This window comes from Tenacibaculum skagerrakense (assembly GCF_004345825.1).
Lineage (GTDB): Bacteria > Bacteroidota > Bacteroidia > Flavobacteriales > Flavobacteriaceae > Polaribacter > Polaribacter skagerrakensis.
Window position 1 is genome coordinate 310864 of the sequence record NZ_SLXM01000003.1, and the last position, 15209, is coordinate 326072.

Below are 15209 nucleotides of genomic sequence, written 5' to 3' on the forward strand. Positions count from 1 at the left end.
AAAACACATCGTCTTATACATAGTATAATCATATTGTTAATTAAGTGATTAATTTTCAATAAAAATCTTAAAATAATCTAATTCAATTTAATTATGCTAAAAACGAAGTTATGTTTTATACTCACGTTATTTTGTGGGTTAATGTATGCACAAACAAAGATTTCTGGTAAAGTTGTTGACACCAACAATGAACCTTTGCCTGGAGCTAACATTGTGGAAAAAGGAACTAAAAATGGAACATCAACAAATTTTGATGGTGCTTTTGAATTAACAGTAGCTGAAAATGCAGTTTTAGTTGTAACCTTTACTGGATATGAAACTAAAGAAGTAGCTGTTAATGGACAAACAAATTTAACCATAGTGTTAAGTGAAGGTCAGCAATTAGAAGAAGTAGTAGTAACTGGTACTAGAACACCAGCAAGAAGTAACACTTCTAGTCCTTTACCAGTAGATATCGTTGGTGTAAAAGAGTTACAAGCTACAGGTCAAACTACATTTGACAAAGCATTACAGTATAAAATACCATCTTTTAATACTGTTAACACTCCTGTTAATGATGCGACATCTTTATTAGACCCTTATGAAATTAGAAATATGGGACCTAGTAGAACTTTAATATTAATCAACGGGAAAAGAAAAAATTTAAGTGCATTATTATACACACAAACCTCTCCAGGTCGTGGTGAAACAGGTGCAGATATTTCTGGAATTCCAACTGATGCTATTAAAACAATTCAAATTTTAAGAGATGGAGCTTCTGCTCAGTACGGTTCAGATGCTATTGCAGGTGTAATGAACATTATTTTAAAAGATAGCTACAAAGATGGTTCTGCTACGTTTAGATCAGGAATAACTGGTGAAGGTGACGGAGAAATGTTAGGTGTTAACGTAAATAATGGTAGTAAAATTGGTGATCGTGGTTTTGTTAATTATACGGTAGATTTCTCAAAAACTGCGTTGGCTAATAGACCAGGAACTGTTGATGCTGAAGGAGAGTTTGCTGATTTCGGAGGAACAAGACCTGGTGAAACTCTAGCTGATATTCAAGAATTCTTATCTAGACGTCCAGATGCAGGAAATATTAATGGTTCTCCAGAAACTACTGCTGCAAAATTTTTAATAAATGGTAGTGTTGATGTTAGTGATAAAACAGATATGTATTTTAATGCAGCTTATGTTTATAAAAAGGTAAACAGTTTTGCTAACTACAGAACTCCATATTGGAGAGATATTCAAGATTTTCCTTATTTAGAAAATTTCTTTCCTGGTTCTAATCCAACAAATCCAGGTGGTTACGACGGATATGTTCCTACTTTTGAAGGTGATTTGAATGATTTCAACGCTACATTAGGATTCAAATCTAAAATTAATGGTTGGAATGTTGATGCCAGTGCAACTTTTGGAGGCAACACTCAAACCTACACAGTTAGTAACTCACATAACAGAAATGTAGTTTTATCTCCTGCAACTTGGGTAGATGCTAATAATAATGGTGTTGTTGATCCAGGTGAAACTACTGAAAGTACGCAGTTATACAGAGAAAATAGTCCTTTAAGTTTTGATCCAGGAGGAACTTCTTTTAGCCATATCGTTGGAAATATTGATATTTCTAAAGTACTTTCAGATCAAGTAGCAATTGCTGTTGGTGCTGAGTTTAGAACCGAAAACTTTGAAGTAATTGAGGGTGGTTTAGCTTCATATGATGGTGGTGGTGCTGATTCTTTTGCAGGAAACAGACCAGAAAACTCTGGTAACTTCAATAGATACAACTTAGGAGGTTACTTTGATGTTGCGTGGGATATTAATGAGGATTTCCTTTTAAATGGTACCGTAAGAGCCGAAAACTTCTCTGATTTCGGAAGTACATTTGTATGGAAAGCTAGTTCTCGTTATAAGTTTATGGAAGATAAATATACGTTACGAGCTTCTGTTTCTACTGGGTTTAGAGCGCCAACTTTACATCAAATTTATACGCAAAAAGCTCAGTATAGCTTTATTCCAGGACAAGGAATACAAGTGGGTGGTTTGGTGAATAATATTTCTCCTCAGGCTCGTTTCTTAGGAATTCCTAAATTAACAGCTGAAGAATCAACAAACTTTACGGTAGGAATTGGTGGTAAACCTTTTAAAAACTTCTCTTTTACTGTAGATTACTATAACATTCAAGTAGAAGACAGAATTGTATTAAGTACTGAGATTGGTAGAACTGCTGCAGGAAACACTACACTAGATCAAGTTTTAGATACTAATAATTTAAGTGATTTAAGCTTTTTTGTAAATGCAATAGATACAAGAACTTCTGGTATTGATGTTGTAATAGGATACTCTAATCTTGAAGTAGGAACTGGTAAATTAGGATTTAACTTATCAGGAAACTATACTATTCAGAATGAAAGAGAAGGAGCTGTTAAAAATCCAACTATTGTTGCAAATGCTGGACAATCTGTTGTAAACCAAACTCAAGAAGCTTTATTTTTCACTTCTAGACCAAGAACTAAATGGATTTTAGGAACTACTTACGACATTGATAAGTTTAGTTTCTCTTTAAATAACACTTATTTTGGAAAAACAGAATTTTTCCAACAAGGATTAAGTACAGATGCTAATGGTAATTTTAACTTAGGAACTGAATTTACTCCAAAAGTTGTTACCGACTTAGGAATCAATTATAACGCTACAAAAAACATAACGATAGCTGCTAACATTAATAACATCTTTAATGTATTACCAGAGTGGAGTTTTGTTTCTCAAAACGCTGCTGGAGATGCTATTTTAGCTGATCCTGCTCTAGTAAAGGAGCAATCAAACTTAATAACGTTTAACCAACGTTATTCTCAAATGACGTATGATGGTTACCATTTTAGTCAGTTGGGAACATTGTTTAATTTATCATTGAATTATAAGTTTTAGCCAGAATCTTCGTATTCTTAAAAATGCTACTTTTAAAAAGTAGCATTTTTTATTTTAAAGTACCTATTATGCAAAGTCTATATTCTAATGGTTTTGAAAATATCTACGATGATATGTATCAAACGTTTATTGATTATAAAGATGAATTTGAGTTTTACTCAACTATTATCAAAGAACACCAAAAGAAAGATGTTTTAGAGATTGGTTGTGGCTCTGGACATTTAGCAAAACACTTTATCAATTCTTCAGTAAGTTATTATGGTATGGATTTAAGTGATGATATGGTGCAACTTTCTAAAAAAAGAAATCCAAGTGGTACCTTTTACAAAGGAGATATGACCAACTTTACTTTAAACCAAACTTTTGACGCTATTATTATCACTGCTAGAACTACAAGCTATTTGCTAAGCAATAAGGCTATTCATAACTCCATACAAAACATTAAGAATCATCTAAATGAAAAAGGAGTTTTTTGTTTTGATTTTATCGATGCCAATCGCTTTTTTCCTATTATAAAAGATGGAAAAACAATAATTCATGAAGCAGAAATACAAAACAAACTATATTCTAGAACTAGTTATATGAAACCAACTATTGAAAAAGAAAATTTCATGTTTCAATGGAATGCTACTTATTATAAAATCGAAGAAGAAAAAAAGATATTACTTACTGAAGATCAATCTGAAGTTAGAGCATTTACTAAAAATGAATGGCAATTATTTTTAGAATTAAATGATTTTGAAATACTAAATAGTATAGATAGAAAAAGCTATGCTTTTGACACCTATGTAGTTGTGGCTCAAAAGAAATAAAAAAATCCCAAACGAAGTGTTTGGGATTTTTTTATAATTCGTATCGAATTTAATCGTTATGCATAAATCGTTGTTTAGCTAACAACTCTTCCTCTGTTTCAACATTATCTTCATCTGGCACACAACAATCTACCGGGCAAACTGCCGCACATTGTGGCTCTTCATGAAAACCTTTACATTCTGTACACTTATCAGCAACAATGTAATAAATTTCATCAGAAATAGGCTCTTGATCTTCATCTGCATTAGCACTATTTCCATTAGGTAAAACTATATTTCCAGCTAAATCAGTACCATCAGAATATTTCCATTCTTCTGCTCCTTCATATATTGCTGTATTAGGACATTCTGGTTCGCAAGCACCACAATTTATACACTCATCTGTTATAATAATCGCCATAGCTAATCTATTTCAGTTTTGTAACTTTGCAGTTGCAAAAATAAAGCCAATTTAATTTATAAACAATTTAAATGGATAAAATCGAAAAACGAATAGATTCGTTTGTACAATTAGGGCAGTTTTTAAGTCAGTTTTCTAGAAAAGAAATTCAAAGAAATGAAGCTGTAGCCTTAAATGATTTATTTTTTGATGGTTTTAAACATCAATTAAAATTAGCGGAAGAAACAAATACTTGGTTTACTAAGGAAAATTTGTTGTTTGCTTGTGAAAATTGGTCGAATGCATTAACTATTGAGAATATACAAAAATGGATTGCTAACGAGCATCTAAATGATAATTCTAGCAAGAAAGTTGCCATTATCATGGCAGGAAACATCCCTTTGGTAGGATTTCATGACTTTTTATCTGTGTTAATTTCTGGTCATTCTGTTTTAGCTAAATTATCTAGCAACGATAAACATTTACTTCCGTTTCTTGCTAAATATTTAGAGTTATCAAACGAAGATTTTAAAGGAAAAATAGAATTTACAAGTGAAAAACTTGAAGGCTTTGATGCGGTAATTGCTACTGGGAGTAATAATACTTCCAGATATTTTGAATATTATTTCAAAAACAAGCCAAACATAATTCGTAAGAATAGAAATTCTGTTGCTGTTATAACAGGTAACGAAACAGAAAGTGATTTTGAAGCATTGAGTGAAGATGTGTTTAAATATTTTGGTTTAGGTTGTCGCTCTGTATCTAAATTATTTGTTCCTGAAGGTTTTGATTTTGATGCTTTCTTTAGAGGAATGTTTCAAAAACAAGATATTATCAACAATACCAAATATGCTAATAACTACGATTATAACAAGGCTGTGTATTTAATGAGTGAATTTGATATTCTTGAAAATGGTTTTCTAATGATTAAAGAAGATGAAAGTTACGCCTCTCCTATCGCCTCTGTTTTTTATGAATATTATACTAATACTGACGATCTAAAAATAAAACTTTACGAAGATCGAGATAAAATACAATGTATCGTAGCCAAAGATTTTATTGAAAACGAAGTTAAATTTGGACAAACACAACAACCAAATTTATGGGATTACGCAGACGGCGTAAACACTTTAAAATTTTTATCAACCATTTAATAAAATTGTAATGAAGAAACATAATTTTAGTGCAGGTCCTTGCATTTTACCTGAAAGTGTTCTGAAAAAAGCTTCAGAAGCTGTAATTAATTTTAATAACGACGACTTATCATTAATTGAAATTTCACACAGAAGTCAGCCTTTTGTTGATGTAATTGAAAAAGCAAGAGCCTTAGCTCTAGAACATCTAAATCTTCAAGATAAAGGTTACACTGCATTGTTTTTACAAGGTGGAGCTAGTTCTCAATTTTTAATGACAGCTTATAATTTTCTTGATAAAAAAGCTGCTTATTTAAATACTGGGACATGGAGTTCTAAAGCTATCGAAGAAGCAAAATTGTTTGGTGATTTAGTTGAAGTAGCTTCTTCAAAAGACAAAAACTTTAATTACATTCCAAAAGAGTTCACTATTCCTACTGATGTAGATTATTTCCATTGTACTAGTAACAATACTATCTACGGAACACAAATGAAAAGTTTTCCAGAATCTGAAGTTCCTATGATATGTGATATGAGTTCGGATATATTTTCTCGTCAGTTAGATTTTTCTAAGTTCGATTTAATTTATGCTGGTGCTCAAAAGAATATGGGACCTGCAGGTGCAACATTAGTGGTTATTAAAAACGATTTCTTAGATAAAATTTGTAGAGTTGTTCCATCAATGTTAAATTATAAAATGCATGCAGATAAAGACAGCATGTATAATACACCGCCAGTTTTTTCGGTATATGTTTCTATGCTAACTTTAGAATGGTTAAAAGAATTAGGAGGTATTAATTTTATAGAAGAGCTTAATCAAAAGAAAGCTGATTTATTATATACTGAAATTGACAGAAACCCACTTTTTAGAGGGTTAGTTAACAAAGAAGATAGAAGCAATATGAACGCTACTTTTGTGTTAGAAAACGAACAATTACAAGAACGCTTTAATACTATGTGGCTAGATGCTAGAATTAATGGACTAGAAGGACATCGTTCTGTTGGTGGATATCGAGCAAGCATGTATAATGCATTACCTTTGTACAGTGTGCAAGCATTGGTAGATGTAATGAAAGAATTGGAAAGAAAAGCATAAAAATACTTGTCATTCTGTCTCGAAGTATCGCTAGTTTCTGGATCTCATTATTTGAGAAACTGAAATAAATTCAGTTTGACGCACAAAATGATTTATTACAAAAAATGAAAATATTAGTAAACGAAGGAATTACACAAGAAGGTGTAGTAATATTAGAAGATAAAGGTTTTGAAGTACTAATTACTAAAGTTGCTCAAGAGCAATTAGAAAACTTTATAAATGATAATGGTATTGATGCAATTTTAATTAAAAATAAGACTCAAATTCAACAAGAACTTATAGATGCTTGTCCGAGTTTAAAACTTATTGCATCAGGAAGCTCCTCTATGGAAAATGTTGATGTACAGTATGCAATAGACCAAGGATTACATGTTGTAAATAGTCAAGAAGGTAGCGCAAATGCAGTAGCAGAATTAGTTTTTGCACATCTTTTAGGAATGGTGAGAAATCTACACCAGTCTAACAGAGAAATGCCTCTAGAAGGAGATATGAACTTTAGAGGACTTCAAAAACTATATAACGGAACGGAACTAAAAGGTAAAACTTTAGGCTTAATCGGAGTTAACAATAGTAGCTTAGCAACTGCGAAAATTGCAATTGGTTTGGGAATGAATGTTCTGTTTACTGATCCTGAAGAAACTGAAGCTTCAGTAGAAATGGAGTTTTTCGACGGACAAACCATTCAGTTTACTTTGAATTCTGTGGCTTTTGATGAAGTTTTAACAGAATCTGATTTCATTTCTGTGCATTTACATACTCACGATTTTAAATTAACTGAAAGTGAGTTTAAAAAAATGAAAGATGGTGTAGGAATTATCAATTGTGTAAAAGGCGGTTTGCTAGATGAAGTTGCTTTAGTTGAAGCGATTGATACTGGACAAGTAAAATTCGCAGCACTTGATAGTTTTGAAAACGAGCCTACTCCAGAAATTCAGTTGTTAATGAATCCTAGTCTTTCACTATCACCAAAAATTAGTAATGCTACTAACGAAGCACAACAACGAGTTAGTATCGAATTAGCAAATCAAATTACAGCATTACTTTCGTAAACTATGGCAAAAATAAAACCATTTAAAGCAGTTCGTCCAACTAGAGACAAAGTAGCATTAGTTTCATCTAAATCTTATGAAACGTACCCAGAAGATGAATTGATTGCTAAATTAGCTTTCAATCCTTTTACATTTTTACACGTTGTAAATCCAGGGTATAAATATCATAAACAAGATGTAACAGGTGAAAAACGCTTTAAATTGGTTCATAATAGGTATTTGGAGTTTAAAGAAAATGAAATATTTACTGAAGAGCAAACACCTGCTTTGTATGTATATCAAAAAAAATCTGCTACGCATTCTTTCTCAGGAATAATTGCAGGAACTTCTACTGAAGATTATCATAATGATGTGATTAAAATTCACGAGAGAACACTCAAGCAGAGAGAATTGATGTTTGAGAATTACTTAAAAAATACAGGCTTTAACGCAGAACCTGTGCTCCTTACCTATCGTGAAAATGATGTTGTAAACGAAATTATTGAAAAATATAAATCTCAACGTGCTGAGTACGAATTTACTAGTTCCGATAAAGATTTACATCTACTTTGGGTGATTAATGAGCAAGAAGACATCGATGCTTTAATCAATGCTTTCGATAAAATTAATACATTGTACATCGCCGATGGTCATCATCGAACAACTTCATCATGTATTTTAGCGAAGAACTTAGCAAGTGAAAACCCAAACCATACAGGAAACGAAGATTATAACTTCTTTATGAGTTACTTGCTTTCTGATAATCAAGTAAGTATTTACGAGTTTAATCGCTTTATAAAAGATTTAAATGGCTTAACTCCTGATGAATTTTTAATAGAATTAGATACGTATTTCCGAATTGAAAACAGAGGTCAGGAATTGTATAAGCCAAAGGAAAAGCATCATTTTAGCATGTACCTAAAAGGTGAATTTTATGCATTATACCTTCGTAAATCGGGCTATGAGTTTACTGATGAACTAAGTGAATTGGATGCGGAAATTCTATTTAGAACTGTACTAAAGCCTATTTTAGGGATTGATGATATTCGTGATGACTCTAAAATCATCTATTCTCAAGATAAATCAGATGGATTGGAGTTAAAAACAAAAGTAGATAGTGGTGATTTTAAAGTGTCTTTTGGAATGTTACCAACTACTATTAGTGAGTTAGAGACTATTGTAGATAAAGGCTTGGTAATGCCTCCAAAAACCACTTACATAGAACCTAAGTTACGAAGTGCTTTAACCATATATGAAATATTGTAATGATAAAAGATAATTTACAAGAAATTAAAAATAGTATTCCAAAACACGTAACTCTAGTTGCTGTTTCTAAAACTAAACCAATTGCAGACTTGCAAGAAGCATACGATGCAGGACAACGTGTTTTTGGAGAAAATAAAGTGCAAGAAATGGTAACTAAATATGATGCGTTACCAAAAGATATTGAATGGCACATGATTGGCCATTTACAGCGAAATAAAGTGAAGTATATGGCTCACTTTGTAAGTTTAATCCATGGTGTAGATAGTTTTAAAACACTTAAAGAAATTAATAAACAAGCGCAAAAACATAATCGTGTTATCAACTGCTTATTACAAGCACATATTGCTGAAGAAGAGACTAAATTTGGACTTTCATTTGATGAAATTTCAGAAATAATAAATTCTGAAGAATTCAATAACTTACAAAATATCAACGTAGTTGGTTTAATGGGAATGGCTACTTTTACTGATAATGAACATCAGATAAAAAACGAATTTTCGTCATTACAAAACTACTTCAACTCAATAAAATCAACATCTAAAGACAATTTGCACCCTAAAATTCTTTCTATGGGAATGAGTGGAGATTACCAACTAGCCATAGAATGTGGTAGTACAATGGTACGAATTGGAAGTTCTATTTTTGGTGTTCGTAACTACTTATCTTAACTTTTTTTTTATAGCTGTTTGATTTGCTTATATTTGCCAATTCATAGCTACTAATTTAAAAAGGAGGGGATTGCATGTACGCTATAGTTGATATTGAAACTACTGGGGGAAAATTTAACGAAGAAGGAATTACTGAAATTGCCATTTATAAATACGATGGACATACTGTAGTAGACCAATTTATTTCTTTAGTAAATCCAGAAAAAGAAATACAAGAATTTGTTGTAAAGCTTACAGGTATAAATAATAATATGCTTCGTAATGCACCAAAATTTCATGAAGTAGCTAAGCGAATCATAGAAATTACAGATGGATGCGTTATTATTGCTCACAATGCTTCTTTTGATTATAGAATTCTTCGAACAGAATATAGCAGATTAGGTTACGATTATGTTAGAGACAGTTTATGTACTGTTCAGTTGAGCAAGAAGTTAATTCCGGATCAAGATTCTTATAGTTTAGGTAAGTTATGTAGATCTCTCGGAATTCCTGTTACCGATCGTCATCGCGCTAGCGGAGATGCTATGGCAACTGTTAAGTTATTTAAACTACTATTAGATAAGGATAACGACAAGAAAATTTTACAAAGAACTATACAGTTTGTTGATAATCGTAATCACAAATTAAAAATTAACGGAATTCTAGAAGAACTTCCTGAAAAAGAAGGCGTTTTTTACATCCACAATGAAAACGGAAATGTAATTTTTATTGGTAGAGGAAAAAACATTCGTTTAGAAGTTACTAAGCTCTTTTTAAAAGATAATAAACGAGCTCAAAAAATAAAAACAAAGGTCGACACAGTAACGTATCAAGAATCAGGAAGTCAGTTATTTACTAGGTTGAAATATTATTTAGAACTCGATAATATTAAACCTAAATACAACTTAATCAGAAAAAGAAAACTAACCGAGTTAGATTTTAATCACGATCATTTTTTAATTGTTGAAAAAGGAAGAATTCCAGAAGAAAACTTAATTATTTTAATTGAAAAAAACGATGTTATTGGCTATGCTTTTACCAATTTGTCGTATCAACGAAATAAACTAGATGTGTTAAAGAAACTTTTAACTACTATAGAAAATAAATCGTTAGCAAAAACAATCATTAAAAATTATTTATTAAACAATTCTGTGGGTCAAATTGTACGCTACGAACTAGAAAATAATTTGTAATATTGCTTCTATAACGAATAAGTTTGGCTAAAAATCAATCACAATTAAGTTGGAAAAAACGACTTCATGAAATTATTTATGAAGCAGATACTCCTGCGGGAAAATTATTTGATGTTATTTTATTAGTAGCTATAATTGTTAGTATTGCATTAGTAATGCTTGAAAGTGTGGATACTATCGGTAAAAAATACACATACGAATTAAATATTGCTGAATGGGTTATAACTGTTTTATTTTCTATAGAATATATTTTACGAATTATTTCCATTAGTAAGCCTTCAAAATATATCTTTAGCTTTTACGGTTTAATTGATTTTCTATCAACCATTCCTAAGTATTTATCGATAATTTTTACTGGAACACACAGTTTAATTGCCCTAAGAGCTCTTCGCCTATTAAGAGTATTTAGAATTTTAAAATTAGCCAGATTTGTACAAGAATCACAACACTTAGCAAAAGCCTTAAAAGCAAGTAGAGCAAGAATATTTGTTTTCTTGTTTTTTGTTTTGATAGTTTGCATTATTCTAGGCTCTATCATGTATTTGGTTGAAGGTGCTGAAAATGGTTTCACAAGTATTCCAAGAAGTGTATATTGGGCTATAGTTACCTTAACTACTGTAGGTTTTGGAGATATCGCTCCAATGACTCCTTTAGGTCAGTTTATAGCAAGTGTTATTATGATTTTAGGATACGCTATTATTGCAATACCTACTGGAATTGTTTCTTCTGAAATTGCAAAAAGTCACGAATTAAATTTAAACACACAGTCGTGTCCTAGCTGTGCTACAGAAAGACATGTTGATGGAGCTATTTTTTGTCATCATTGTGGACATAAACTGAATGAGTAACTAATGAATACACTTATAACTATTGTAGGACCAACTGCTATTGGAAAAACTGCTCTAAGTATTCAATTAGCACAACATTTCAACTCAGATATCATTTCTTGCGATTCTAGGCAGTTTTACAAAGAAATGAGCATTGGAACCGCTGTTCCTGAACCAGATGAATTAGCTGCTGCACAACACCATTTTATTCAAAATAGAAGTGTTTTTGAAGATTATAATGTAGGTATTTTTGAAAAAGATGTTCTAGTAAAACTAGAGGAACTTTTTCAACAAAATCCTATTCAAATTATGGTTGGCGGAAGTGGATTGTATGTGGATGCTGTTATCAAAGGATTTGATTATTTCCCAGATGTGGATCCAAAAATCAGAGAAAACCTAACTGATGAATTGAATTCTAATGGAATCGGTTCTTTGCAACGTAAATTAAAAGAATTAGATAGTACTACTTATCAAACTATTGCTATTGACAATCCTCATCGCGTTATTAGGGCTTTAGAAATTTGTATTGGAACTGGACTTCCCTACTCTTCTTTTATCAATAAAGAAAAGAAGCAGCGTACTTTTAAGACCATAAAAGCTGGATTAAAAGCAGATCGTGAAATTATTTACGATCGAATTAATCGCAGAGTCGATATTATGCTCGAAAACGGATTGTTGGAAGAAGCGAAAGCATTGTATCCTCACAAAGATTTAAATGCACTACAAACTGTTGGTTATAGAGAACTATTCGAGTATTTTGATGGAAATTGGGAGTTGGATTTTGCCATTTCAGAAATTAAAAAAAATACTCGTCGTTTTGCCAAACGTCAATTAACTTGGTTTAAGAGAGATGAATCTACATTATGGTTCGATTTTAAAGAAGATATATCAACCATTATCCAAAAAATTGAACTTTTATTACCTGCTTAAAAGTCTAACAATTATAAAATAAAGCTTCAAATTAAGAGTTTGAAGAACTTATTCATTCATTTAGTCTCATTCACTCAACTAAACATCCCAATCACTCAATATTCATTGTTTTAACACTATCATGTCATTAGATTTGAAGAAAAAAAATGATGAATAAACTAATATGTATTGCATTGTTAACCTTTGGAACCGTAAGCTGTAAAAACAATGTAAAAGAAAATCAAAACGAAGTTATTATTACAGCTTATGCTACTAATGATCTTAAGAATTCGAAAAAGAAAACAAAAGATGTAGAAATTGTTTTTTGTTTAGATGCTACCGGAAGCATGAGTGGGTTAATTGGTACTGCAAAAGAAAAAATCTGGGATATCGTTTCTGAGTTAGCTCAAAGCGGAGATGTAGACAATCTTAAATTAGGAATGGTTTTTTACAGAGATCGTGGTGATGGATTTGTTACCAAGCAAATTTCTTTAACTACCGATTTAGATCAGGTATATTCTGATTTGTTAAAGATAAATGCCGCAGGTGGTGGTGATACACCAGAAAGTGTTAATCAGGCTTTACATGAAGCAATAAGCGATATGAAATGGTCTACCAAGGCTAACACCTACCGAACCATTTTTGTAGTTGGTGATTGCCCTCCTCATATGGATTATCAAGACGATGTTAAATACACTGAAAGCTGTAAACAAGCTGCAAAAAAAGGAATTACCATTAACACTATTAAGTTAGGAACTAGTTGTAAAAGTGCTATATACCACTTTAAACAAATGGCAAATTGTACCAACGGAGAGTTTATGCAGTTAGACCAAAATGCTTCTGATATTGTAATTGCTACGCCTTATGACGATGAAATATACAAAGTATCACAATCTATAGACAACTCTAGAATGTACTATGGTAATGAAACTGAGCAAGCCGTTAATTACAATAAAAAGGCTAAATCTATGGAAGTGTATGAAAAAAGCACAAAAACATCTAACAGTGCTAGAGCCGATTATAAAATGAGTAAATCTGGTAGAAAATCATGGATGGGAGATAAAGAAATTATAAGTGATTATGCAGAAGGAAAAATAGATTTAGAAGAAATAGCTGAAGATGAATTACCAAAAGAATTGAAAGGAAAAAGTAAAACAGTGCTAAAAACAGAATTAGAAAAATTAACAAAAGAGCGTAAGAAAAAGGAAAAACAGCTTATAGAATTGTCTGAAAAAAGAAAACAGTTTATTAAAGAGAAAAAGAAAGAGTTATCATCTGACAAAGCTTCTTTTAGTGAAAAAGTTGTAGATGTCTTAAAAAAACAAGCGGAAAAGAAACAATAAGTTTGCTCGGGGATTTTGAGTAAGAACCACCAAAAATCTAAAGATTCGAGGTGGTTTTGTTTATCTTATAAATAATTTTTAGGTAGTATCGTATCAGTAATGATTCTTAAATTACCAATATAAAAAAACAAAGACACAAATAAAATTAAACCAATAATTAAAGTATTGCTCTAAAATTTTCCTTAGACATAAAATATACACTAAATCCCTCTAATATAATTTGCTAATGAATCATTAAACTGAAATCCTTTTGTAAAACGTTTCTTATTTAAAATTTTAAATTCTGACAAAGCCCATAAAATAAACTCTTTTAAAAAGTAAACATCCTCCTTAGCACAATTTGGTTGATACTTTACAACTAATGTATCTAAAGGCTTTATAACATCTAATTGAGCCCTAAAATACGTATCATCCATATCATCCAATAATTCCACTGCATCACTTGAATAAAACCACTGAGCAATTTCATCATAAGGTGTTTTCTCGTCTTCCTTTTTCAACTTCTTTATCTCAGGAAACAACTCTAAAAACAATGTTTTTACAGCGTTATTTATCAAATTCTGAGCAACAAAATCAGCACCCTCCTGCTCTCCTTCGTATACCAATTCAATTTTACCTGTGATCGCCGGAATTGCACCAAAAAAATCTAACAAACGAACAGTTGTTGAAGCATCCTCAGTAAGAAAACTTCTTCTTTCTGCAGTACTAATTAAATTCTCCAAAACAGAAATACTCATACGAGCACTTACACCACTTTTTACGTCAACATATTCACTATCTCTAGCTTCAAAACTAATTTGCTCGACCAAACGTTTCGCTAATTTCGGAACATAAACAGTTTCTTTCTGACTTTCAAGATCATTTGCTTCTTGTGCAGTAATTTTCTCAGCAATGTCAATAGATTTCGGATAGTGTGTTAAAATTTGAGAACCAATTCTGTCTTTTAACGGAGTAACAATACTTCCTCGATTGGTATAATCTTCTGGATTAGCAGTAAATACAAATTGAATATCTAACGGAAGTCGTAATTTAAATCCACGAATTTGAATATCTCCTTCTTGAAGAATATTAAATAATGAAACCTGAATTCTAGCTTGTAAATCTGGGATTTCATTAATCACGAAAATACACCTGTTTGCTCTCGGAATCATTCCAAAATGAATTACACGATCATCTGCATAATTTAACTTAAGGTTCATTGCTTTAATCGGGTCTACATCTCCAATCAAATCTGCAACCGTAACATCAGGAGTTGCTAGTTTTTCAAAGAAACGCTCTCGTCTATGTAACCATGTTATAGGTGTATCATCTCCTTTTTCTTTGATTAACTCTTTAGCAAAGCGTGATAAAGGTTGCAACGGATCATCATTAATTTCAGAACCTTCAACTACCGGAATATATTCATCTAGTAAACCAACCATTAATCGAGCTAAACGTGTCTTTGCTTGTCCTCTTAAACCTAGTAAATTTATATTATGCTTAGATAAAATTGCCGTTTCTAATTCAGGAATTACAGAATTTTCATACCCCCAAACCCCTTCAAAAACCGTTTCTTGATTTTTTAGTTTATGAATTAAATTCTTTCGTAACTCTTCTTTTATTGAAACTGATTTGTATCCAGATTTTTTTAAATCTCCTAACGTTTTTATATCTGTATAATTCATAA

13 protein-coding genes are annotated in these 15209 nt (G+C 31.5%); 11 read left to right on the top strand and 2 right to left on the bottom strand.

Features of this window, described 5'->3' with window-relative positions; translation table 11 throughout:
* Positions 1 to 93: 93 nt before the first annotated feature.
* Positions 94 to 2910, top strand: a complete 2817-nt coding sequence (locus EV195_RS07510) for a TonB-dependent receptor (RefSeq protein WP_132794315.1) — start codon at positions 94 to 96, stop codon at positions 2908 to 2910.
* A 68-nt stretch (positions 2911 to 2978) separates the two neighbouring features.
* Positions 2979 to 3722 carry a class I SAM-dependent DNA methyltransferase gene (locus tag EV195_RS07515; protein ID WP_165915702.1) on the top strand — a complete coding sequence of 248 codons (744 nt, stop codon included), beginning with the start codon at positions 2979 to 2981 and terminating at the stop codon, positions 3720 to 3722.
* Positions 3723 to 3771: 49 nt separating this feature from the next.
* On the opposite strand, the gene EV195_RS07520 is transcribed toward EV195_RS07515, so the two are convergent.
* Complete coding sequence (locus tag EV195_RS07520) at positions 3772 to 4122, bottom strand: 4Fe-4S dicluster domain-containing protein (RefSeq protein WP_132794317.1); 351 nt, start codon at positions 4120 to 4122, stop codon at positions 3772 to 3774.
* Between the two features lie 71 nt (positions 4123 to 4193).
* On the opposite strand from EV195_RS07520, the gene EV195_RS07525 reads away from it, so the two are divergent.
* The 9 genes from EV195_RS07525 (at position 4194) to EV195_RS07565 (ending at position 13543) form a co-directional block, all read left to right on the top strand.
* Positions 4194 to 5255 (top strand): acyl-CoA reductase, encoded by a 1062-nt coding sequence (locus tag EV195_RS07525; protein ID WP_132794318.1) that lies wholly within the window; start codon positions 4194 to 4196, stop codon positions 5253 to 5255.
* A 10-nt stretch (positions 5256 to 5265) separates the two neighbouring features.
* A complete protein-coding gene (gene serC / locus EV195_RS07530; protein ID WP_132794319.1) occupies positions 5266 to 6330 on the top strand; it encodes a 3-phosphoserine/phosphohydroxythreonine transaminase in 1065 nt (354 codons plus the stop codon).
* 104 nt (positions 6331 to 6434) lie between these two features.
* A complete protein-coding gene (locus EV195_RS07535) occupies positions 6435 to 7379 on the top strand; it encodes an NAD(P)-dependent oxidoreductase (protein ID WP_132794320.1) in 945 nt (314 codons plus the stop codon).
* A gap of 3 nt (positions 7380 to 7382) precedes the next feature.
* The gene (locus EV195_RS07540) at positions 7383 to 8624 is read left to right on the top strand and encodes a DUF1015 domain-containing protein (RefSeq protein WP_132794321.1); all 1242 of its coding nucleotides are present in this window, start codon (positions 7383 to 7385) and stop codon (positions 8622 to 8624) included.
* Positions 8624 to 9292 carry a YggS family pyridoxal phosphate-dependent enzyme gene (locus tag EV195_RS07545; RefSeq protein WP_132794322.1) on the top strand — a complete coding sequence of 223 codons (669 nt, stop codon included), beginning with the start codon at positions 8624 to 8626 and terminating at the stop codon, positions 9290 to 9292. The genes EV195_RS07540 and EV195_RS07545 overlap by 1 nt, the downstream gene beginning before the upstream one ends.
* A 74-nt stretch (positions 9293 to 9366) precedes the next feature.
* Complete coding sequence (locus EV195_RS07550; RefSeq protein ID WP_132794323.1) at positions 9367 to 10464, top strand: exonuclease domain-containing protein; 1098 nt, start codon at positions 9367 to 9369, stop codon at positions 10462 to 10464.
* A 23-nt stretch (positions 10465 to 10487) separates the two neighbouring features.
* On the top strand, positions 10488 to 11312 hold the full coding sequence (locus EV195_RS07555; protein ID WP_132794324.1) for an ion transporter: 825 nt from the start codon (positions 10488 to 10490) through the stop codon (positions 11310 to 11312).
* A 3-nt stretch (positions 11313 to 11315) separates the two neighbouring features.
* A complete protein-coding gene (gene miaA, locus EV195_RS07560) occupies positions 11316 to 12221 on the top strand; it encodes a tRNA (adenosine(37)-N6)-dimethylallyltransferase MiaA (RefSeq protein WP_132794325.1) in 906 nt (301 codons plus the stop codon).
* A 146-nt stretch (positions 12222 to 12367) separates the two neighbouring features.
* Positions 12368 to 13543 (top strand): vWA domain-containing protein, encoded by a 1176-nt coding sequence (locus EV195_RS07565; protein WP_132794326.1) that lies wholly within the window; start codon positions 12368 to 12370, stop codon positions 13541 to 13543.
* Positions 13544 to 13743: 200 nt separating this feature from the next.
* Here the strand turns inward: EV195_RS07565 and EV195_RS07570 are convergent, their stop codons facing one another.
* A complete protein-coding gene (locus tag EV195_RS07570) occupies positions 13744 to 15207 on the bottom strand; it encodes an AAA family ATPase (RefSeq protein ID WP_132794327.1) in 1464 nt (487 codons plus the stop codon).
* Between the last annotated feature and the right edge of the window lie 2 nt (positions 15208 to 15209).